This window comes from Pantoea agglomerans NBRC 102470, assembly GCF_001598475.1.
In the GTDB taxonomy this organism is placed as follows: Bacteria; Pseudomonadota; Gammaproteobacteria; order Enterobacterales; family Enterobacteriaceae; genus Pantoea; species Pantoea agglomerans.
Genome location: NZ_BCZA01000019.1, coordinates 1 through 23216 on the forward strand (window position 1 = coordinate 1; position 23216 = coordinate 23216).

Genomic DNA, 23216 nt, shown 5'->3' on the forward strand with positions numbered 1-23216 from the left:
TTCTTTCTCAGAAGTTTTTCTCCGGCGGCGCAGTCTCCTGTGCCTTTCAACCTGTCATCCCGTTGCCGGTGTGCCGTGTTGATGGATGCGCATTATAGGGAGTTGTCTGAGAGGCGCAACCCATAAATTGCATAAAAAAGAGCGTTCGCTGCATTCCACAGCAAAAGCGGCTGTTATACGCAGTTACACACAATGTTATCCACATTAGTCGGGCCAGATAAATTTAGGCGAGCATCACGCAAACGTTTTCGCTACAATGCCGGGCGAAGTTCCGGACACCCCTTTTCGGGGCGTTACCTGAGGTTTTTGATTTTTTCTTCCTATATAGAGAAGAGAAAACCGCTGTAAAGCCTGATGTAACGCTCTTATATACGCGAAACAAAGCCAAGGGATAAACCACCATGCAACAAACTCGTCCTGTACGCCGCGCATTGCTCAGTGTCTCTGACAAAGCCGGTATCCTCGAATTTGCTCAGGCGCTCTCAAGTCGCGGTGTCGAACTGCTCTCCACAGGCGGAACAGCTCGCCTGCTGGCGGATGCGGGTCTGGCTGTCACAGAAGTCTCTGACTACACCGGTTTCCCGGAAATGATGGATGGACGCGTCAAAACCCTGCATCCGAAAGTGCATGGCGGCATTTTAGGTCGTCGCGGCCAGGATGATGCCATTATGGCGCAGCACGACATCAGCCCAATCGACATGGTGGTCGTTAACCTCTATCCCTTTGCACAGACCGTCGCCCGTGAAGGATGTTCACTGGAAGATGCAGTGGAAAATATCGACATCGGTGGCCCGACCATGGTGCGCTCTGCTGCCAAGAACCATAAAGATGTGGCAATCGTGGTCAGCAGCGGCGACTACGATGCGATCATTGCCGAAATGGATGCTCATGAAAATGGCCTGACGCTTGAGACCCGTTTCGATCTGGCAATCAAAGCGTTCGAACACACCGCCGCGTATGACAGCATGATCGCTAACTACTTTGGCAGCCTGGTGCCCGCCTATCACGGTGATCGTAATCAGCCCGCCGGCCGTTTCCCGCGTACTCTGAATCTGAACTTCATTAAGAAGCAGGATATGCGCTACGGTGAAAACAGCCATCAGGATGCTGCCTTCTATATAGAAGAGAATATCACTGAAGCTTCAGTGGCGACTGCCCGGCAGGTTCAGGGCAAAGCACTCTCCTATAACAACATTGCTGACACGGATGCTGCACTGGAGTGCGTAAAAGAGTTCAGTGAACCCGCCTGCGTCATCGTCAAACATGCAAACCCTTGTGGCGTAGCGACCGGTGACTCTCTGCTGGCAGCCTATGAGCGTGCTTACCAGACCGATCCGACCTCCGCATTTGGCGGCATCATCGCCTTTAACCGCGAGCTGGATGAAGCAACTGCGCAGGCCATTATCAGCCGCCAGTTTGTTGAGGTGATTATCGCGCCAGCGGTTTCCGAGGCCGCGCTGAAAATTACCGCCGCGAAGCAGAACGTCCGTGTCCTGATCTGCGGCCAATGGCAAAATCGTACTGCTGCACTGGATTTCAAACGCGTCAACGGGGGTCTGCTGGTACAGGATCGCGATCTCGGCATGGTCGATGCCAGCCAGCTGCGCGTCGTCAGTAAACGTCAGCCAACCGAACAGGAACTGCGTGATGCGCTGTTCTGCTGGAAAGTAGCGAAGTTCGTTAAGTCTAACGCCATTGTTTATGCACGCGACAACATGACCATCGGTATCGGTGCCGGACAGATGAGCCGTGTCTATTCCGCTAAGATTGCCGGCATTAAAGCAGCCGATGAAGGGCTGGAAGTAAAAGGATCAGCCATGGCGTCGGATGCCTTCTTCCCGTTCCGTGATGGCATTGATGCGGCAGCCGCGTCAGGCGTGAGCTGCGTCATCCAGCCTGGCGGCTCCATCCGCGATGAAGAGGTGATTGCGGCGGCTGATGAGCACGGCATTGCCATGATCTTCACCGACATGCGTCACTTCCGCCATTAATCGTTCTGGAGAGAAACAGATGAAAATTTTAGTAATCGGTAATGGCGGACGTGAACATGCTCTGGCCTGGAAAGCAGTCCAGTCGCCGCTGGCGGAAACCGTATTTGTGGCACCGGGTAACGCGGGCACCGCATTAGAGCCTGCGCTGCAAAATGTCGCGATTAGTGCAACTGATGTCCCTGCCCTGCTTGAGTTTGCCCGGCGTGAAAAGATCGATCTGACGATTGTCGGCCCCGAAGCGCCGCTGGTGATTGGCATCGTGGATGCCTTCCGTGAGGCCGGGCTGGCTATCTTTGGTCCGACTCAGGCCGCTGCGCAGCTGGAAGGCTCTAAAGCTTTCACCAAGGATTTCCTGGCGCGTCATCAGATCCCGAGTGCGGAATACCAGAACTTCACCGAGGTTGAGCCCGCTCTCGCGTATCTGCGTGAGAAAGGCGCCCCTATCGTCATCAAAGCCGACGGTCTGGCCGCAGGTAAAGGCGTAATTGTGGCGATGACGCTGCAGGAAGCTGAGGATGCGGTTCAGGATATGCTGGCCGGTAACGCCTTTGGCGATGCCGGACACCGTATTGTGATTGAAGAGTTTCTGGATGGCGAAGAAGCCAGCTTCATCGTGATGGTGGACGGCGAGCATGTGCTGCCCATGGCCACCAGCCAGGATCACAAACGCGTGGGCGATGGCGATACCGGTCCGAACACCGGCGGAATGGGTGCCTACTCTCCGGCTCCGGTTGTCACCGATGAGATCCACCAGCGCGTTATGGATCAGGTTATCTGGCCGACCGTGCGCGGCATGGCGGCTGAAGGCAACGTCTATACCGGTTTTCTCTATGCCGGTCTGATGATCGATCACACCGGGCAGCCGAAAGTGATCGAATTCAACTGCCGCTTCGGCGATCCGGAGACTCAGCCGATCATGCTGCGCCTGCAGTCGGATCTGGTCGATCTTTGCCTGGCCGCCTGTGACGGTAAGCTGGATCAGAAAACGTCACAATGGGATCCCCGTCCTGCGCTGGGTGTGGTGCTGGCGGCGGGCGGTTATCCGGGTGACTACACTCAGGGCGATCAGATTCACGGTCTGCCACTGGAAGAAGTTGCTGACGGCAAGGTATTCCACGCCGGAACACGGCTGGAAGAGGACCGGGTGCTGACAAACGGTGGCCGCGTATTGTGCGTAACCGCGCTGGGCGACGATGTGGCCGCGGCACAAAAGCGGGCTTACGAGCTGACAAAGCCAATCTCATGGCAGGGCAGCTTCTGTCGCCGCGATATCGGCTACCGCGCCATTAATCGCAAATAAGTTCAGGGGGCACCAGGTGCCCCCTTTTCAATTCACATATCTTCTTCTGTCGGCTGCTGTGAGCAGTCATCTTGCTGACTGACCCGCAATAGCTGTATCCCTTCCGGCGCTTCAAGCCATGACACCATCAGCGGTGCCGATGCGCGGCGTTGCTGCTGTGTCAGCATCTGCAGAGCGTCGGCGTCAAAAGCGGGTCTGACCTGCTGGCCTTCGCAACTCTCCAGCACATTGTTTCCCAGCCAGTGTCCCTGTCTGAGGAACACCTGACCGCTTAATAGCGCATCGCTGAGATTACGCATCCGCTCGGCATCAAACTTATAGAGCTCAACCGCATCCGGGCTGACAGCTTCACGCCGGCCTGAAAGCTGGCGCTGCATAAAGTTAAGACCGCCAGCCTGGTCAAAGCGCAGGGTCACATCATCAGGCTGGTTGCCCTTCACCTGACGCTGGATGCTGATCAACGACTCTTCCAGCCAGACATAATCCGTCACTTCACCCTCACCCCCACTGAACGGCGTATAGAAGGTGCGGATATGGACCGACTGGTGGTCGCTGTTTTTACGCCAGATACGAACAACACCACGATCGGCAAGATAGCCACTGGCAGAAAAGGGGGGAATATCCGGAGTAGAGCTGCAACCGAAAAGAAACAGGGAGAGAAACAGAACAGATAAACGCTGAAACAGCGGGGTCATGATGGCTGGCCTCTTAAACAAAAGGGGCGAAACGCCCCCTGTTTTAAAGCTTAACCGCAGTGCGACGTCTTACTTAACGGCGTCTTTCAGCGCTTTACCAGACACGAATGCCGGTACATTTGCTGCAGCGATTTTGATCTCTTTGCCAGTCTGCGGGTTACGACCGGTACGCTCAGCGCGGTGGTTCACTTTAAAAGTACCAAAACCAACCAGTTGTACAGCATCACCATCTTTCAGAGACTCAGTGATCGCAGCCAGAGTAGATTCCAGCGCTGCCTTTGCCTGGGTTTTAGACAGGTCAGCTTTTTCTGCGATCACATCAATCAGTTGAGTCTTGTTCATAAGTTATCCTTAAAGTGTATTTATCGCTTGCTAAGCAACGAGTGCGAGGGAAAAGCCATATTCTGGCACTCTTCTGCCTGCACGCACCGATAGCCACAATTTTCAGCCCCCCAAATGTAGACCAGACAGGGGGCCAATGTGAAGCCTCCAGGCGCGCTAATTCGGGCCTGAAGTCACGTTTTATCGCCTTACTGCTGGAAATTTATACCGATGTTGCTAATTCCCGCTTCACGCAGGTCAGATCGCAGACCTTTAATCAATTCAAGGTCGCGCTCTTCACACTCCGCCAGCAGGCGGAAAATCTCCCACTGAAGGTCCCACTCATCGATGATAGCCGGGTTTTCACGCAGCTCTTCGTCGGTCATTTCGCGTCCAGCCTGGGTCATTTCCAGCATGGCGATAGTGGTAATTGAGGTCTCGCTGACTTCAATTGCATGCTCAAGAGTTTCACCGCTCAGCTGCGCATGTACGACTTCGCTTAATGCCACACAGGCATCGATAGCCGGATAAACGCCGTAAACCTCAAACGCATCACCATCCGGAATGGCGGCTTCGAGCTTTTCCAGCTGGCTGTCGAAGTTAATCTTCGCATCTTTGACCGTCAGGTTTTCCCAGATCAGATCAAGGATACGGCGATAGAGTGCCGGATCGGCAAATTCAGTCTGCTCGCAGAACGCGCGATAGTTGGGATACATGCGCTCGCACAGGCAGGCCATAAAAGTAAGGTGCTGCCAGCTTTCCAGCTTCGCCAGACGCAGATGAACGGGATTTTGTAACATAAAGGTGGCTCTTATTCGTTTCGCTGGCCGCAGTGTAACTGCAAAACCGCAGCACAAACAGTGTTAAAGCGCGTTTTGCCAGCGCTGGAAAGCGGTTCGGTTCGAGGCAACCGCGTCGGCCCAGCGGGTCGGTTCCGGCAGCCGGTAACCACGCGTACAGTTTTCGACCCACTGCAGCGCGGTATCCAGGCTGACACGATGACCGGTGGCGACAAACAGCGGATTACAACGAAGCTTGCTGCGCCATACCCAGCCTATCTGCTCGCCTTTGTCGATCAGTGGCTGACGACTGCCAGGCTGCGCATCCAGATCGGCAAACCGGCCACACAGGCGACTTTTCGCGACACCAATGGTGGGCACATCGACCAGCAGGCCAAAATGTGACGCGACGCCAAGTCGTCGTGGATGCGAAATACCGTGTCCATCCACAAACAGCAGGTCCGGCTTTTGCTCCAGCATCTGCCAGGCGGCCATCAGCGCTGGATATTCACGGAATGAGAGAAAGCCCGGAATATAGGGCATGGTGGTCTCAACGCGTGCGATGCGATGCTCCACCAGCTTTAAGGAGGGATACTCCAGTATCACCATCGCCGCCCGGGTGATGGTGCCTTCCTGCTCAAATCCAACGTCCGCCCCGCCGATAAAGCGGGGTGGCAGCACATCAAAGTCATCTTCACGCACCACATCAGCGGCGCGTTGTAACTGCTCAGCGCGAAGTGCGGCAATATCCATGATTACTCCTGATGCCAGGGACGTGATAAACGGTGTACCGCCTCAACAAAGACGCCCGCATTTTCCGGTGGCACATCCAGATGAATACCATGACCCAGATTAAAGACATGCCCGGTGCCCGAGCCAAAGCGCTCCAGGATCCCAGCCACTTCCTGTTCTATGCGCTCAGGTGCCGCATAGAGCATAGAAGGATCCATGTTGCCCTGCAGGGCGACTTTGTCGCCCACGCGACGGCGTGCATCATCAATATCGGTGGTCCAGTCGAGACCCAGCGCGTCACAACCGGTGGCGGCCATCGCTTCCAGCCACTGTCCGCCGCCTTTGGTGAAGAGCGTCACCGGCACGCGGCGACCGTCGTTTTCACGCAGCAGGCCATCGACAATTTTGTGCATGTAATGGAGTGAGAATTCGCGGTAATCACGACCGGTCAGCACGCCGCCCCAGGTATCAAATACCATAACGGACTGCGCACCGGCGCGGATCTGAGCATTGAGATAGAGGATGACGCTGTCGGCCAGCTTATCCAGCATCGCGTGGAGCGTAGCGGGATCGGCATACATCATCTTCTTAATTTTGGTAAACGCCTTGCTGCTCCCGCCTTCCACCATATAGGTGGCCAGCGTCCACGGACTGCCAGAGAAGCCAATCAGCGGCAGGTCGCCGTTCAGGTTCTTACGGATGGTACGGACAGCATTCATCACATAGCCCAGCTCCATTTCGGGATCGGGCACCGGTAAACGCTCAACGTCAGCGCGGCAGGTCACAGGGTTTGAGAAACGCGGGCCTTCGCCGGTTTCAAAGTAGAGACCCAGTCCCATCGCATCCGGAATGGTCAGGATGTCACTGAAGAGGATGGCGGCATCCAGCGGATAACGGCGCAGCGGCTGCAGGGTGACTTCACAGGCCAGCTCGGCGTTTTTACACAGCGACATAAAGTCACCCGCCTGGGCGCGTGTCGCTTTGTACTCCGGCAAATAGCGCCCGGCTTGTCGCATCATCCAGACCGGCGTGACATCAACCGGCTGACGTAACAGGGCACGCAAATAACGATCGTTCTTCAGTTCACTCATCTCAACACTCTCTCAATAACAGGCGTGTAGTGTAGCACTTTCACACTTCGGCGCGGCACAGGGCGACGGTATCTTCAATCAGGCGGCGCGCCACGGTGCCTGGCGGTGGCAGCAACGGCAGCTCATCAAAACGGAACCAGGCCGCATCCAGCAGCTCTTTACCGTCGTGCTGCAGATCGCCGCTGTCATACTCCGCCATAAAGGCTGTCATCAGCGATTGCGGGAAGGGCCACGGCTGGGAGGTAACGTAACGGACGTTTTTGACGCGGATATTGCTCTCTTCCATCACTTCGCGGGCAACGGCCTGCTCCAGCGTCTCGCCCACCTCCACAAAACCCGCCAGCACGGTGTAGACCTTGTTGCGATGGCGGGCATGATTCGCCAGCAGGATTTCATCACCGCGACGGATAGCCACAATGATGCAGGGTGCGATCTGCGGATAGTAACGCTCGCGACAATGGCTGCAGAGACAGGCAAATTCATGTTTGCTTTGGTGCATTTCATGGCCGCAATAGCCGCACCAGCGATGAGAACGGTAGAATTCCGCCAGTTGCACACCGCGACCCACCAGCTGAAACAGCGCCACATCCTGATCGATCAGCTGCCGTACTGAGAACATATCGGCAGAACGCGGCTCACAAATCAGCCAGACTTTTTCGCCCTGCCACTCACCGATGGTCCGGGCTTTACTGCCGGTCAAACCAAATTTTTCGGCGTTTCCGTGGGGTAAATCACCTTGTGGCAACCAAAGTTTCTGTTCATGGCTGACAATCCACCATCCAGCGTCTACGCTTGAGATTTCGCATTGCATTTATTTCGTCATCCTTAGCGTCAACTCGCACGCTGAAGCCCTGATGTTAAGTGTGTAGATAAACAACTATAACTCACATGGAGTTAGATATGCTTAACCAGTTAGACGTCCTGGCTGAACGCGTAGGTGGCAGTAATGAACTGGTCGATTCGTGGCTTGAAGCCCGTCGTCAGCTACTGGTGACCTATTATCACCTGGTCGGACTTAAACCAAACAAAGAGGCGCTGACGCGTCTTGATGAGCAGGCTCTGGACAACTTCTGTCACGGTCTGGTCGATTATCTTTCTGCGGGTCACTTCAGTATCTATGAACGCGTGATCAGTGAAATGAGTGGCGACAGCCCGATGATTGCCGCCGCACAGATCTATCCACCGCTGGAAGCCAATACTGAGCGTCTGATGCAGCTGTATGACGGCCACCTGCAGCAGGCGATCGACGACGAGAACTGCATGACCTTCCAGCAGGCACTCTCCGAAGTGGGTGAAGTGCTGGAAGCACGCTTTACGCTGGAAGATAAGCTGATCCAGCTGGCATGGGATAACCAGCTTGTCCCCCCGCCGGTTGCCAATGACAGCCATATCGCGCGTCCGGCTTAATTATCATCTCCGGCAAAGGGGTTGAGATTATCCCGTAGCCCTTTTATGCTGAACAGGTTCTGAGGAGAGCGCTCCAAAGAACCTTTTTTATTTTTGCTTTGAAATATAAGGTTTTTACGCCTGGCTCTGTTATCAGACGCCAGCGTATAAACCGCTTCTTGTCGGAGTGCCCAAGTTGGGCTGAGACCGTTAATTCGGGATCCGCGGAACCTGATCAGGTTAGAACCTGCGAAGGGAACAAGAGTAAATATTCTCTGTATACCAGCATGCTTACGCTGTCTATACGGTTACTCCTTCCGAACTCCGGACAAGCATCGTTCCCCCTTAACAGGAAGATTGCTATGTCTGACCAAAAAACAACCCGTCGTGAACAGCGTGCCCAGGCGCAGGAATTTATCGATTCCCTGCAAAGCGGCAGTGCATTTCCCCAGTCCCGCCGCATCTGGATTACCGGCAGCCGCGAGGATATCCGCGTTCCCATGCGTGAAATCGTGCTAAGCCCGACCCACATCGGCGGCAGCAAAGAACAGCCTCTCTATGAGCAGAACGAAGCAGTACCGGTCTATGACACGGCGGGTGCCTATGGCGATCCCGCGGCACAGATCGATGTTCATCGTGGCCTGGAAAAGCTGCGCGCCCGCTGGATTGCTGAACGCGACGACAGCGAACTTCTCGAACAGAACAGCTCAGGCTATACCCAGCAGCGGCTGGCTGACGAGGGGCTGGATCATCTGCGTTTCGATCAACTGCCGACACCGCGCCGTGCCCGCGCAGGCTGCTGCGTCACGCAATTGCACTATGCCCGCCAGGGGATCATCACCCCGGAGATGGAATTTATCGCACTGCGGGAAAACATGGGCCGTGAGCGAATCCGCAGTGAGGTATTGCTGCAACAGCATCCCGGCCACAGTTTTGGCGCGCATCTGCCAGCCAGTATCACGCCCGAGTTTGTGCGTCAGGAGGTCGCTGCCGGACGCGCCATTATCCCTGCCAATATCAATCACCCTGAATCGGAGCCGATGATCATTGGCCGCAACTTTCTGGTTAAGGTCAATGCCAACATCGGTAACTCGGCGGTGACCTCTTCTATTGAGGAAGAGGTGGAAAAACTGGTCTGGTCGACTCGCTGGGGTGCCGATACGGTGATGGATCTCTCTACCGGTCGTTATATTCATGAAACGCGCGAATGGATTTTGCGAAACAGCCCGGTGCCAATCGGTACAGTGCCGATTTATCAGGCGCTGGAAAAAGTGAATGGCGTGGCCGAGGCGCTGAACTGGGAAATATTCCGCGATACGCTGCTTGAGCAGGCGGAACAGGGTGTCGATTATTTCACTATCCACGCTGGCGTGCTGCTGCGTTATGTCCCGATGACGGCGAAACGTCTGACCGGAATTGTATCGCGGGGTGGATCTATCATGGCGAAATGGTGCCTGTCGCATCATCAGGAGAGCTTCCTGTATCAGCACTTCCGGGAGATTTGTGAAATCTGCGCCGCCTATGATGTCTCCCTGTCGCTGGGCGATGGCCTTCGTCCGGGTTCCATTCAGGATGCCAACGATGAGGCGCAGTTTGCCGAACTGCGTACCCTGGGCGAACTGACCCGTATTGCCTGGGAATATGACGTTCAGGTCATGATTGAAGGCCCGGGGCACGTCCCGATGCATATGATCCGCCGCAACATGACCGAACAGCTCGACCTGTGCGATGAAGCCCCCTTCTACACCCTTGGCCCGCTGACCACCGACATCGCGCCCGGCTATGACCATTTCACCTCCGGTATCGGTGCTGCCATGATTGGCTGGTTTGGTTGCGCCATGTTGTGTTACGTCACGCCCAAAGAGCATCTGGGTCTGCCGAACAAAGAGGATGTGAAGCAGGGATTGATCACCTACAAAATAGCAGCGCATGCCGCCGATCTGGCGAAAGGCCATCCGGGTGCGCAGATCCGTGATAACGCCATGTCCAAAGCGCGCTTTGAGTTCCGCTGGGAAGATCAGTTTAATCTGGCGCTGGATCCCCATACGGCGCGGGCTATGCATGATGAAACCCTGCCGCAGGAGTCGGGCAAAGTGGCCCATTTCTGCTCGATGTGTGGCCCTAAGTTCTGCTCGATGAAAATTTCACAGGAGGTGCGCGAGTTCGCAGCACGTCAGGATACGCGCGCCGAGCCCGTTGAAGTGGGCATGGCGCAGATGTCAGACCGTTTTCGTCGGCGCGGCGGTGAGCTTTATCATCCCGCCGATGCCATTAAGGAGGAGTAACGATGCCCGCATTTCCCGCTACCGCCCCGCGCCTGGGGCTTTATCCGGTGGTTGATAGCCCCGACTGGATTGAGCGCCTGCTGAAGATGGGCGTTCGTACGCTGCAGCTGCGCATCAAAGATCAGCCCGATGAGATCGCCGAACCCGCCATCGCTCAGGCGATTGCACTGGGTAAACGCTATGACGCGCGCCTGTTTATCAATGACTACTGGCAGCTGGCGATAAAGCATCAGGCTTATGGCGTGCATCTGGGTCAGGAGGATCTCGATGTCGCCGATCTTGCCCGGATTCATCAGGCAGGATTGCGTCTGGGGCTCTCCACCCATGACGATGCTGAACTGGACCGCGCACTGGCAATCCAGCCTTCTTACATCGCGCTTGGACATATTTTCCCGACGCAGACCAAAGAGATGCCTTCCGCGCCGCAGGGCATTGAGCAGTTGAAGCGGCATCTGACGCGCCTGACGCATATCCCCACCGTGGCAATTGGCGGTATCTCAATTGCTCGGGCACCTGACGTGCTGGCAACCGGCGTAGGGAGTATTGCGGTGGTGAGTGCGATTACCCAGGCAGATGACTGGCGTGAAGCAACACGTACTTTGCTGGCGCTGGCAGAGCTTCACCAATAAGGATTTGTGGAAGCTGTCCCGCATAGCGGCTGCAAAACCAGTAACGCCAGCGTTTCTGCCGGGAAAGCGGTGCGCAAAAGCGTAAGTTGCCGCTGGCGTGCTCTGATCCAAAACCTTAACGTGGCCTCCGTCAGGTTAAGGTTATCTGACCAGGGCCGGTTCCCTCCTCTTGCCGGCCCTGCTTCTTCTTTTCGCTATGCGAGAGTTGAAGCTGAAATCTGCGTTTCATGCTGGCACGAGAGCATGGCGCGTTCGACGGCTGCACCCACCAGCGCCAGCGCCTTTTCAGTCTGCTCGTTGATCGGCAGCCCGTAGTTTAAGCGCAGACAGTTACGGTATTTACCCGAGGCCGAAAAGAGTGAGCCTACGGCTATCTGAATTTTTGACTCGCGCAATTCGCGGTTGAGCCGGACCGCATCAAACGCTTCGGGGAGCTCTATCCACATCAGAAAACCGCCCTGAGGACGGGAAACGCAGATGCCGCAGGGAAAGTAGTGGCGCACCCAGCAGCTAAAGGTTTCATAGTTACGATGATAGATTTGCCGCATCCGGCGCAGATGGGGCTGATAATGGCCCTGGCGGATAAACTCGGAGACCGCATGCTGAGGCTGTGTGGCGGTGGAACCTGTGACGATATATTTCATGTGCAGTACACGGTCGCGATAGCGGCCGGGTGCAACCCAGCCGACACGCAAACCTGGCGCCAGCGTTTTGGAAAAGGAGCTGCACAGCAGAACCCGGCCTTCGAGATCCAGCGCTTTAATGGTCGCTGGGCGCGGATATTCCCAGGCTAACTCACCATAAACATCATCTTCAATGACCGCCGCGTCAAACCGCTGCGCCAGGGCAAGCAATGCCCGCTTACGCGGCTCAGGCATGATAAATCCCAGCGGATTATTACAGTTCGGTACAACAACGGCTGCTTTAATCGGCCATTGATCAAACGCCAGTTCCAGCGCTTCCAGGCTGATGCCGGTTACCGCATCAGTCGGGATCTCAATGGCACGAATGCCAAATCCGCGCAGGGTTTGCATGATCCCGTGAAACGAAGGCGACTCAACAGCAATGATATCGCCCGGCTCGCAGACCGCACGCACGGCTACCGATAAGGCTTCATGGCAGCCGGTGGTAATAACAATGTCATCGGCGGTGAGCTGGCAACCGCTATCTATCGCCAGTCGTGCAACCTGTTGCCGCAGTGCGAGAACACCATAGAGGTTGTCATAATTGAGCAGCGCGATGTCCTGCTTCTGAGCCTGTCGGCTGAAGGCTTTCCACAGCGGCTTAAGCGTCGGTTGGGTCAGATCGGGCATACCGCTTCCCAGCTGCAACACATCATCTTCCAGACGGCTGTTAATCAGCTCCAGCACCGCATCCCACTGCGTTACCTCAACCGGCCGCTGTGCGGGACGGGTCAGCGCAGGCATCGGGGGCGTCGCCTTACGCGAGGCCACAAAATAGCCAGAGCGCGACTGCGGCGTAATCATCTGCTTCTCTTCCAGCAGATGATAAGCCTGCTGCACGGTGCTGATACTGACGCCATGTTCGGCACTCAGACTGCGTACCGAGGGCAGGCGCTCACCACTGCGATATAAACCTTGTTCGATACGCTGAGCCAGCAGCGTGGCCAGATGTTCATATCGCGTCATTGTATTTCCTCTGACTCAGTAGCTGAGCATTAACCGGTACAGTTATGCCTCTTTTTTACCATTCAGATCGCCATTACCGCAATCTGTATGTTAAAGAAAGGTGATTTTTGCGTCTGTATCATACAGAGCGATCCGCTGAGAATAGTCCTCAGACAATTCACTGAGGGCACTATCATGGGATACGACGAGAATCGCGCAGCTAAACCGTTTACAGGCACGCCTTACCAGTTGGTTCGCTATCTTTGGCGCAGTTATAAACGCTGGCAGCTGAGGCGTGAGACGCGCGTCATCCTGTCGAAGCTGAGTGACAGTCAGCTGAAAGACATTGGCCTTGGCCGCAACGACTGGAATGTCTGAATCAGAGACAAAAAAAAACCCTGCCGAGGCAGGGTTTTTATCAGGCAAAGGACGATTAATCGTCTTTGTTGCCGCCGAGACCGGCGTTCAACAGTTCAGCCAGGCTGGCTGAGGCTTCATCCGCAGTAACCTGCGGTGCAACCGGAACTTCACCTGCCGCTTTGCGGCGCATACGATCCTGATGGTACGCATAACCGGTACCGGCCGGGATCAGACGACCCACGATTACGTTCTCTTTCAGGCCGCGCAGTTCATCGCGCTTACCTGCTACTGCTGCTTCGGTCAGGACACGCGTGGTTTCCTGGAACGATGCTGCAGAGATGAACGATTCGGTAGCCAGTGACGCTTTGGTAATACCCAGCAGGTCACGCATGAAGGTTGCGCCAACTTTTCCGTTCGCTTCCAGATCACGGTTAGAGATCTTGATGCGAGAGAATTCAGCCTGCTCACCTTCCAGGAAGTCTGCACTTCCTGCGCTCACGATGGTTGCTTTACGCAGCATCTGACGAACGATGACTTCGATGTGCTTATCGTTAATCTTAACGCCTTGCAGACGGTAAACTTCCTGCACTTCGTTAGTGATGTAACGGGTCACCGCATGCACGCCACGCAAGCGCAGGATGTCATGTGGAGACTCTGGGCCATCGGAAACCACGTCACCGCGCTCAACACGTTCACCTTCGAACACGTTCAGCTGACGCCATTTCGGAATCATCTCTTCGTACGGCTCACTGCCATCCAGCGGAGTGATGACCAGACGACGCTTACCTTTGGTCTCTTTACCGAAGGAGATGATGCCGCTGATCTCCGCCAGAATAGCTGGCTCTTTCGGACGACGCGCTTCGAACAGGTCAGCAACGCGTGGCAGACCACCGGTAATATCCTTGGTACCGCCAGATTCCTGCGGAACACGCGCCAGCGTGTCACCAGCACTGATCTTCACGCCATCTTCCAGCTGAACAATCGCTTTACCAGGCAGGAAGTACTGAGCCGGCATGTCGGTGCCCGGGATCAGAACGTCGTTGCCGTTGGCATCAACAATTTTCAGCGCAGGACGCAGATCTTTACCGCCCGCAGTACGTTCAGCACTGTCCAGAACCACCAGCGAAGAAAGACCGGTTAAGTCATCTGTCTGACGGGTAATGGTCTGGCCATCAACCATGTCCGTGAAGCGAATGAAACCGCCCACTTCGGTGATGACTGGCATGGTATGCGGATCCCAGTTTGCGACGGTTTCGCCCGCTGCAACCTGCTCACCATCACCTTTCGCCATGGTAGAACCATAAGGAACTTTATAGCTCTCTTTGGTACGACCAAATTCGTCGATCATTTTCAGTTCAACGTTACGCGAGGTGATCACCAGCTTACCTGCCGAGTTCGTTACCGACTTAGCGTTGGTCAGCTTGATGGTACCTTTGTTCTTCACCTGAATGCTGGATTCAGCAGCCGCACGTGATGCCGCACCACCGATGTGGAACGTACGCATCGTCAGCTGTGTACCTGGCTCACCGATGGACTGTGCCGCGATAACACCGATCGCTTCACCTTTGTTGATGATGTGACCACGTGCCAGGTCGCGACCATAGCAATGCGCACACACACCAAAGTCGGTTTCACAACCTACTACTGAGCGGACTTTCAGGCTATCGACTGAGTTCAGTTCCAGCACGTCACACCAGTGCTCATCGAGCAGCGTGTTGCGTGGAACCAGAATGTCAGCAGTACCCGGCTTCAGAACGTCTTCAGCGGTCACACGACCCAGTACACGTTCACGCAGTGGCTCTTTAACATCGCCACCTTCGATGACAGGTGTCATCATGATGCCTTCGTGTGTACCACAGTCATCTTCGGTAACAACCAGATCCTGTGCAACGTCAACCAGACGACGCGTCAGATAACCGGAGTTCGCCGTTTTCAGTGCGGTATCCGCCAGACCTTTACGAGCACCGTGGGTTGAGATGAAGTACTGGAGTACGTTCAACCCTTCACGGAAGTTCGCCGTGATTGGTGTTTCGATGATGGAGCCATCTGGCTTCGCCATCAGACCACGCATACCGGCCAGCTGACGAATCTGTGCAGCAGAACCACGCGCACCGGAGTCAGCCATCATAAAGATGCTGTTAAAGGAAACCTGTCGCTCTTCTACGCCGTCACGGTTAATAACGGTTTCGGTTGAGAGGTTTTCCATCATCGCCTTGGCAACACGTTCGTTGGCCGCTGCCCAGATATCGATGACTTTGTTGTAACGTTCGCCGGCGGTTACCAGACCAGACTGGAACTGCTCCTGGATCTCAGCCACTTCTGCTTCCGCTTCGGTGATGATTTCCACTTTCTTCTCTGGAATAACCATGTCGTCGATGCCGACAGACGCGCCTGAACGGGCTGCGTAAGCGAAACCGGTGTACATGGTCTGGTCAGCAAAGATAACGGTCGGCTTCAGGCCCAGAATGCGGTAACAGGTGTTCAGCATTTTGGAGATAGCTTTTTTGCCCAGCGCCTGGTTAACGATGGAGAAAGGCAGACCTTTTGGCACGATCATCCACAGGATGGCACGGCCAACAGTGGTGTCGATGATGCTGGTTTTAGCAACCCACTCATCCTGCTCATTTTTCTCGTGTTCGGTGATACGCACCTTAACGCGAGCATGCAGCGATGCGAGGCCAGCGCGATAAATACGCTCAGCTTCTTTCGGGCCAGTCAGCACCATGCCTTCGCCTTTGGCGTTAACACAGTCACGGGTCATGTAGTACAGACCCAGTACAACGTCCTGAGAAGGAACGATGATTGGCTCGCCGTTCGCAGGTGACAGGATGTTGTTGGTCGACATCATCAGCGCACGCGCTTCCAGCTGGGCTTCCAGCGTTAGCGGTACGTGAACAGCCATCTGGTCACCATCGAAGTCGGCGTTATATGCCGCACAAACCAGCGGGTGCAGCTGGATTGCTTTACCTTCGATCAGAACCGGTTCAAAGGCCTGAATACCCAGACGGTGCAGCGTAGGCGCACGGTTCAGCAGAACCGGGTGCTCACGGATCACTTCGTCGAGGATATCCCAGACAACCGCTTCTTCGCGCTCAACCATTTTCTTCGCGGCTTTGATGGTGGTGGCCAGGCCACGCAGTTCCAGCTTGCCGTAAATGAACGGTTTGAACAGTTCGAGTGCCATTTTCTTCGGCAGACCGCACTGATGCAGGCGCAGGTATGGACCTACGGTGATAACCGAACGACCAGAATAGTCGACACGTTTACCCAGCAGGTTCTGACGGAAACGACCCTGCTTACCTTTGATCATGTCAGCCAGCGATTTCAGCGGACGCTTGTTGGAACCGGTGATCGCACGACCGCGACGACCGTTGTCCAGCAGTGCATCGACCGCTTCCTGCAACATACGCTTTTCGTTGCGCACGATGATATCTGGCGCAGCCAGATCCAGCAGGCGTTTCAGGCGGTTGTTACGGTTGATCACGCGACGATAGAGATCATTCAGATCCGACGTTGCGAAACGGCCACCATCCAGCGGTACCAGCGGACGCAGATCCGGTGGCAGAACAGGCAGCACGGTCAGGATCATCCACTCTGGCTTGTTGCCAGACTGTACGAACGCTTCCAGCAGCTTGATGCGCTTGGTCAGTTTTTTACGTTTGGTTTCGGAGTTAGTTTCGTTCAGCTCTTCACGCAGCTGCTCGCACTCCTGCTCCAGATCCATGTTTTTCAACAGGGCCTGGATCGCTTCGGCGCCCATTTTGGCGTCGAACTCGTCACCGAACTCTTCCAGAGCGTCAAGGTACTGCTCTTCAGTCAGAATCTGACGCTTCTCGAGGTTGGTCATGCCACCTTCGATTACCACGTAAGATTCAAAGTAGAGCACGCGCTCGATGTCACGCAGTGGCATATCCAGCAGTAAGCCGATACGCGATGGCAGTGACTTCAGGAACCAGATGTGCGCAGTCGGCGACGCCAGTTCGATGTGGCCCATACGCTCACGGCGTACTTTAGTCTGGGTCACTTCAACGCCGCACTTCTCACAAATCACACCACGGTGTTTCAGGCGCTTGTATTTGCCGCACAGGCACTCATAGTCTTTTACCGGCCCGAAGATACGGGCACAGAACAGACCATCGCGCTCTGGCTTAAAAGTACGGTAGTTAATGGTTTCTGGCTTTTTCACTTCACCAAAAGACCAGGAACGGATCATGTCTGGCGAAGCCAGCGCAATTTTGATCGCATCAAACTCTTCGGTCTTAGTTTGCGCTTTCAGAAACTTAAGTAAGTCTTTCACGGATTAGCTCCCGTCGGAGTGAGACTCAGAGGGCGTCCAACCGAAATTGAACGCCCCGTAACCAGTACAATTGCGAGCGCTTTAAACCCTGCGCTTTCAGGCGGCGGCGAACCGCAGCCTGAAAAGGGGGTTACTCGTCTTCCAGCTCGATGTTGATACCCAGCGAGCGAATCTCTTTCAACAGTACGTTGAAGGATTCCGGCATGCCCGGTTCCATCTGATGGTTACCGTCAACGATGTTTTTATACATCTTGGTACGGCCGTTGACGTCATCAGACTTAACGGTAAGCATTTCCTGCAGGGTATACGCGGCACCATATGCTTCCAGTGCCCATACTTCCATCTCACCAAAGCGCTGACCACCGAACTGTGCCTTACCACCCAGCGGCTGCTGAGTAACCAGGCTGTAGGAACCGGTTGAACGCGCATGCATCTTGTCATCAACCAGGTGGTTGAGTTTCAGCATGTACATGTAGCCAACGGTTACCTGACGTTCGAACTGCTCACCGGTACGGCCGTCAAACAGGGTAATCTGACCGGAAGAAGGCAAGCCGCCGAGCTGCAGCAGCTCTTTGATTTCGCTCTCTTTCGCGCCATCAAACACCGGAGTGGCGATTGGCATACCTTTCTTCAGGTTCTCAGCCAGACGCAATACTTCGTCGTCGGAGAAGGTGTTCAGGTCAACTTTCTGACGCAGATCGCTACCCAGGTCATAGGCGCGCTGGATGAATTCGCGCAGTTTCGCGACGTCTTCCTGCTTTTTGAGCATGGCGTTGATCTTCTCGCCGATGCCTTTCGCTGCCATACCCAGGTGGGTTTCCAGAATCTGACCGATGTTCATACGCGATGGTACGCCCAGCGGGTTCAGAACGATGTCAACCGGCGTGCCGTTTTCATCGTAAGGCATATCTTCGATCGGGTTGATCTTAGAGATAACACCTTTGTTACCGTGACGGCCTGCCATTTTGTCACCCGGCTGAATCTGACGCTTAACAGCCAGATAAACCTTAACGATTTTCAGCACGCCTGGTGCCAGATCATCGCCCTGGGTGATTTTACGACGCTTACCTTCGAGTTTTTTCTCAAACTCGTGCTTCAGCTCGTCGTACTGCTCTGCCAGCTGCTCCAGCTGGTTTTGCTTGGCTTCGTCAGTCAGACCCAGTTCCAGCCAGCGCTCGCGCGGCAGCTTGTCCAGTTTGTCTGCTTCAACGCCACCAGAAATCAATACGTTCTGGATACGGCTGAACAGGCCCGCTTCCAGAATCTGCAGTTCTTCAGACAGGTCTTTCTTGGCCTGCTTCAGCTGCATCTCTTCAATTTCCAGCGCACGCTTGTCTTTTTCCACGCCATCGCGGGTAAAGACCTGAACGTCGATCACGGTGCCTGACACGCCATTCGGTACGCGCAGTGACGAATCTTTCACGTCAGAGGCTTTTTCACCGAAGATAGCGCGCAGCAGTTTCTCTTCTGGCGTCAGCTGGGTTTCACCTTTTGGCGTAACCTTACCAACCAGAATGTCACCACCGGTCACTTCAGCACCGATGTAGACGATGCCTGACTCATCCAGTTTAGAGAGTGCAGCTTCACCCACGTTCGGGATATCAGCGGTAATCTCTTCCGGCCCCAGTTTGGTGTCACGCGACACGCAAGCCAGTTCCTGAATGTGGATAGTCGTAAAGCGATCTTCCTGAACCACACGCTCGGAGACCAGGATGGAGTCTTCGAAGTTGTAACCGTTCCACGGCATGAACGCTACGCGCATGTTCTGGCCCAGTGCCAGTTCACCCAGATCGGTGGACGGGCCATCTGCCAGCACGTCGCCGCGCTCAACCGGCTCACCCAGAGAAACACATGGCATCTGGTTGATGCAGGTGTTCTGGTTAGAACGGGTATATTTGGTCAGGTTGTAGATGTCGATACCGGCTTCGCCAGCATGCATTTCGTCTTCGTTAACTTTGATAACGATACGTGATGCGTCGACGTACTGTACGGTACCGCCACGTTTGGCAACGGCAGTTACACCGGAGTCAACGGCAACAGCACGTTCCATACCCGTACCAACCAGCGGCTTATCAGCACGCAGAGTCGGAACGGCCTGACGTTGCATGTTCGCACCCATCAGGGCGCGGTTAGCATCATCGTGTTCCAGGAACGGGATCAGTGACGCACCGACAGAAACGATCTGTTGAGTCGAAACGTCCATGTAGTCAACCTGATCGCGGCTGAACAGACTTGATTCGCCTTTGCTACGGCAGGTGACCAGGTCATCAACAAACGCGCCGTTATCATCAAGAGGGGCGTTCGCCTGAGCGATAACGTAGTTACCCTCTTCGATAGCAGAGAGGTAGTGAATCTCGTCAGAAACCAGACCGTCGATAACACGGCGGTAAGGCGTCTCAAGGAAACCGTACTCGTTGGTCTGTGCATACACAGACAAGGAGTTGATCAGACCGATGTTCGGGCCTTCAGGGGTTTCGATTGGGCAGACACGACCGTAGTGCGTTGGGTGTACGTCACGCACTTCGAAGCCGGCACGCTCACGCGTCAAACCACCCGGGCCGAGAGCAGAGATACGACGTTTGTGCGTAATCTCTGACAGCGGGTTGTTCTGATCCATAAACTGAGAAAGCTGGCTGGAACCAAAGAACTCTTTCACCGCGGCCGAAATTGGCTTCGCGTTGATCATGTCCTGTGGCATCAGGGTATCAAGGTCGCCCAGTGACAGACGCTCTTTCACCGCACGCTCAACACGGACCAGACCGACACGGAACTGGTTCTCAGCCATTTCACCGACTGAACGAATACGACGGTTACCGAGGTGGTCGATATCGTCCACTTCGCCTTTACCGTTACGGATGTCGATCAGCTTCTTCATCACTTCGATGATGTCATCTTTGCTCAGGATGCCTGAACCTTCGATTTCATCACGCAGCAATGAACGGTTGAACTTCATACGACCCACAGCAGAAAGATCGTAACGATCTTCAGAGAAGAACAGGTTCTCAAACAGGTTCTCTGCTGCTTCGCGTGTTGGCGGCTCACCAGGACGCATCATGCGGTAGATCTCAACCAGTGCGCTCAGACGATCGCTGGTTGGGTCGACACGCAGGGTCTCGGACATATATGGACCGTGGTCCAGATCGTTGGTGAACAGCGTTTCGATGCGCTTGTGACCGGACTGGCTCAGTTTGGCCAGCAGATCCAGTGACAGTTCCATGTTCGCTGCAATGATCAGCTCACCGGTGCTCTCATCGATGTAGTCTTTAGCGACCACTTTACCCGCGATATATTCAACCGGAACTTCGATGTGCTGAATGCCATCTTTTTCCAGCTGACGGATATGGCGCGCAGTAATACGGCGTGCTTTTTCGACGTAGACGGTGCCGTTCGCTTCGATATCGAAGGTCGCAGTTTCACCGCGCAGGCGCTCAGGCACCAGCTCCATCTGCAGCTTGTTGTCGCGAATTTCAAACACCACTTTCTCGAAGAAGATATCGAGGATCTGAGGTGTAGTGAACTGCAACGCACGCAGGATGATAGTGGCCGGCAGCTTACGACGACGGTCAATACGGACAAACAGGTTATCTTTCGGGTCAAACTCAAAGTCGAGCCATGAACCGCGGTAAGGGATGATACGTGCGTTGTAGAGCACTTTACCCGATGAGTGGGTTTTACCCTTATCGCTATCAAAGAACACGCCAGGACTACGGTGCAGCTGAGAAACGATAACGCGCTCGGTACCATTGATAACAAAGGTACCATTGTCGGTCATGAGCGGAATTTCGCCCATGTAGACTTCTTGTTCTTTAATGTCTTTTACGGTGCCTTCTGGCGCTTCGCGCTCATAGACCACCAGACGCAGTTTCACGCGCAGCGGTGCCGAATAGGTCACGCCACGGATCTGACACTCTTTCACGTCAAAGACAGGTTCACCCAGGCGATAGCTGACATACTGCAACTCAGAGTTGCCGCTGTAGCTCGCAATAGGGAATACAGAGCGGAATGCAGCTTCCAGTCCGTACTGACCTTCTGGATCTTGCTCGATAAACTTCTGGAACGAGTCGAGCTGGATGGAAAGGAGATAAGGTATGTCCAGTACTTGCGGACGTTTACCAAAATCCTTACGAATACGTTTTTTCTCGGTATAGGAGTAAACCATAGGGTTCCTCAGCTAGCTGACAAGTCGACCCACGCTGTCCGTCCTGACAGGACAGTTCATGCAACACGATTTTGTTTGATTCACTGGCTGCGCAGCAGCAGTGCAATACCTCTTTCTATCACGCTTAAATCATTTCATCGCTGTTGCGAGGGCAGGGAACCCGCACAGGTAGAGCGGTATATTAAGTCGTCGATAGAGAAAGATATTGAAGAGTAACAATGGACAAACAGTGTGAAACCCCATTGAGACCCTGTAGCGCAAAAAGGCTGGTGACCAAAAAGTCACCAGCCATCAGCCTGAAACTACTCAGACTGCAACCCGAAGGCTGTCTTACTTAACTTCAACTTCAGCGCCAGCTTCTTTCAGAGCAGCTTCAAGTGCAGCTGCGTCATCTTTGCTGATCGCTTCTTTGATTACGCCAGTTGCTTCAACCAGATCTTTGGCTTCTTTCAGGCCCAGACCAGTTGCAGTACGTACGGCTTTGATTACTGCAACCTTGTTCGGGCCAACAGCTTTCAGGACTACGTCGAATTCAGTTTTTTCTTCAACAGCTTCAGCCGGGCCCGCAGCAACAGCTACAGCAGCAGCAGCAGAAACGCCGAATTTTTCTTCCATAGCAGAAACCAGCTCAACTACTTCCATTACGGACATCGCTGCAACAGCTTCCAGAATTTGGTCTTTAGTAATAGACATGACAATTGTTCCTAAGAATCAGAAAAAGTTTATACGTAAGCAAGTACGAAGAAAAGAAGATGGCCTTAAGCCGCTTCTTTTGCATCGCGTACAGCAGCCAGAGTGCGGACCAGTTTGCCGGCAGCGGCTTCTTTCATGGTCGACATCAGACGTGCCAGTGCTTCTTCGTAGGTCGGCAGCGTTGCCAGACGGTCAATATTGGCCGCCGTGATCAGCTCACCTTCAAAGGCTGCAGCTTTGACCTCAAATTTTGCATTCGCTTTCGCGAAATCTTTGAACAGACGAGCAGCAGCGCCCGGGTGTTCCATAGAATATGCAATCAGGGTCGGACCAACAAACGTGTCTTTCAGGCACTCAAACTGAGTTCCTTCAACGACGCGGCGCAGCAGGGTGTTACGAACAACACGCATGTAAACGCCAGCTTCACGGCCTGCTTTACGCAGTTCGGTCATTTTATCAACGGTAACGCCACGGGAATCCGCAACAACCGCTGAAAGCGCACCTTTGGCTACTTCGCTGACTTCAGCAACAATCGCTTGTTTGTCTTGAAGATTTAATGCCATTAGCTTTTGCTCCTGGATTTGACCGGGAAAGGATTTCCCCGGAACTCACTTCACTTACTCACCCCAAGGGGAAATAAGCGCTCGAACACGGTGAGCAGAATCCAGCTAAGAAAAAATTCTTTTGGTTCTGTCACCGTCTACGCAGGGTATTAAGCGGAATATCCGGAGATAAGCAGCTCCTGCGGTCTTGGACGGAGGCCAGGATAAGGCCTGGCTCCAACCTAAATTCTGTGCGACGCAGCAGAGTCAGAGGGAAAGGCGATACACGCAACAATCAGTTCTGGCTCTCTGGTGTCCTGTTCCGTTA

General features: G+C 54.4%; 17 protein-coding genes and 1 riboswitch. Of the genes, 6 read left to right on the forward strand and 11 right to left on the reverse strand.

Annotated elements, in window-relative coordinates; all coding sequences use genetic code 11:
- The first annotated feature begins 401 nt into the window (after positions 1 to 401).
- Both purH and purD read left to right on the forward strand, forming a co-directional pair.
- Positions 402 to 1991 carry a bifunctional phosphoribosylaminoimidazolecarboxamide formyltransferase/IMP cyclohydrolase gene (purH, locus tag PAG01S_RS21235; protein WP_033768368.1) on the forward strand — a complete coding sequence of 530 codons (1590 nt, stop codon included), beginning with the start codon at positions 402 to 404 and terminating at the stop codon, positions 1989 to 1991.
- Positions 1992 to 2010: 19 nt separating this feature from the next.
- Positions 2011 to 3291 carry a phosphoribosylamine--glycine ligase gene (gene purD / locus PAG01S_RS21240; RefSeq protein ID WP_062759689.1) on the forward strand — a complete coding sequence of 427 codons (1281 nt, stop codon included), beginning with the start codon at positions 2011 to 2013 and terminating at the stop codon, positions 3289 to 3291.
- Positions 3292 to 3323: 32 nt separating this feature from the next.
- Here the strand turns inward: purD and PAG01S_RS21245 are convergent, their stop codons facing one another.
- The 6 genes from PAG01S_RS21245 to nudC form a co-directional block, all read right to left on the reverse strand.
- Positions 3324 to 3986 carry a DUF1481 domain-containing protein gene (locus PAG01S_RS21245; RefSeq protein WP_010261073.1) on the reverse strand — a complete coding sequence of 221 codons (663 nt, stop codon included), beginning with the start codon at positions 3984 to 3986 and terminating at the stop codon, positions 3324 to 3326.
- A 69-nt stretch (positions 3987 to 4055) separates the two neighbouring features.
- Positions 4056 to 4328: a nucleoid-associated protein HU-alpha gene (hupA, locus tag PAG01S_RS21250; protein WP_003850136.1), complete on the reverse strand. Its 273-nt coding sequence runs from the start codon at positions 4326 to 4328 to the stop codon at positions 4056 to 4058.
- A 188-nt stretch (positions 4329 to 4516) separates the two neighbouring features.
- The gene (locus PAG01S_RS21255) at positions 4517 to 5107 is read right to left on the reverse strand and encodes a YjaG family protein (protein ID WP_010261070.1); all 591 of its coding nucleotides are present in this window, start codon (positions 5105 to 5107) and stop codon (positions 4517 to 4519) included.
- Between the two features lie 63 nt (positions 5108 to 5170).
- A complete protein-coding gene (gene nfi, locus PAG01S_RS21260) occupies positions 5171 to 5839 on the reverse strand; it encodes a deoxyribonuclease V (protein ID WP_010261068.1) in 669 nt (222 codons plus the stop codon).
- A gap of 2 nt (positions 5840 to 5841) precedes the next feature.
- Positions 5842 to 6909 carry a uroporphyrinogen decarboxylase gene (gene hemE / locus PAG01S_RS21265; protein ID WP_010672222.1) on the reverse strand — a complete coding sequence of 356 codons (1068 nt, stop codon included), beginning with the start codon at positions 6907 to 6909 and terminating at the stop codon, positions 5842 to 5844.
- A gap of 40 nt (positions 6910 to 6949) precedes the next feature.
- Positions 6950 to 7720, reverse strand: coding sequence for an NAD(+) diphosphatase (nudC, locus tag PAG01S_RS21270; protein WP_010672223.1), 771 nt, complete (start codon positions 7718 to 7720; stop codon positions 6950 to 6952).
- Between the two features lie 89 nt (positions 7721 to 7809).
- Between nudC and PAG01S_RS21275 the strand changes: the two genes are divergently transcribed.
- The 3 genes from PAG01S_RS21275 to thiE all read left to right on the forward strand — a co-directional run bounded on the left by PAG01S_RS21275 (position 7810) and on the right by thiE (position 11209).
- A complete protein-coding gene (locus tag PAG01S_RS21275) occupies positions 7810 to 8316 on the forward strand; it encodes an Rsd/AlgQ family anti-sigma factor (RefSeq protein ID WP_010261059.1) in 507 nt (168 codons plus the stop codon).
- Positions 8317 to 8468: 152 nt separating this feature from the next.
- A riboswitch (TPP riboswitch) is annotated at positions 8469 to 8570 on the forward strand.
- Between the two features lie 87 nt (positions 8571 to 8657).
- Positions 8658 to 10580, forward strand: coding sequence for a phosphomethylpyrimidine synthase ThiC (gene thiC, locus PAG01S_RS21280; protein WP_010261057.1), 1923 nt, complete (start codon positions 8658 to 8660; stop codon positions 10578 to 10580).
- 2 nt (positions 10581 to 10582) lie between these two features.
- A complete protein-coding gene (thiE, locus tag PAG01S_RS21285; protein WP_061901866.1) occupies positions 10583 to 11209 on the forward strand; it encodes a thiamine phosphate synthase in 627 nt (208 codons plus the stop codon).
- Positions 11210 to 11403: 194 nt separating this feature from the next.
- Here thiE and PAG01S_RS21290 read toward each other — a convergent pair whose 3' ends face one another.
- On the reverse strand, positions 11404 to 12858 hold the full coding sequence (locus tag PAG01S_RS21290) for an aminotransferase-like domain-containing protein (protein ID WP_062759691.1): 1455 nt from the start codon (positions 12856 to 12858) through the stop codon (positions 11404 to 11406).
- Between the two features lie 174 nt (positions 12859 to 13032).
- Between PAG01S_RS21290 and PAG01S_RS21295 the strand changes: the two genes are divergently transcribed.
- Positions 13033 to 13215: a DUF1127 domain-containing protein gene (locus PAG01S_RS21295; protein WP_010261051.1), complete on the forward strand. Its 183-nt coding sequence runs from the start codon at positions 13033 to 13035 to the stop codon at positions 13213 to 13215.
- Between the two features lie 55 nt (positions 13216 to 13270).
- Here the strand turns inward: PAG01S_RS21295 and rpoC are convergent, their stop codons facing one another.
- From rpoC to rplJ, 4 genes are all read right to left on the reverse strand, one after another.
- A complete protein-coding gene (gene rpoC / locus PAG01S_RS21300) occupies positions 13271 to 17494 on the reverse strand; it encodes a DNA-directed RNA polymerase subunit beta' (protein ID WP_010261049.1) in 4224 nt (1407 codons plus the stop codon).
- Between the two features lie 130 nt (positions 17495 to 17624).
- Complete coding sequence (rpoB, locus tag PAG01S_RS21305) at positions 17625 to 21653, reverse strand: DNA-directed RNA polymerase subunit beta (protein WP_010261046.1); 4029 nt, start codon at positions 21651 to 21653, stop codon at positions 17625 to 17627.
- A gap of 330 nt (positions 21654 to 21983) precedes the next feature.
- A complete protein-coding gene (rplL, locus tag PAG01S_RS21310) occupies positions 21984 to 22346 on the reverse strand; it encodes a 50S ribosomal protein L7/L12 (protein ID WP_008927142.1) in 363 nt (120 codons plus the stop codon).
- A gap of 65 nt (positions 22347 to 22411) precedes the next feature.
- Positions 22412 to 22909: a 50S ribosomal protein L10 gene (rplJ, locus tag PAG01S_RS21315; RefSeq protein WP_003848098.1), complete on the reverse strand. Its 498-nt coding sequence runs from the start codon at positions 22907 to 22909 to the stop codon at positions 22412 to 22414.
- Positions 22910 to 23216: the final 307 nt, after the last annotated feature.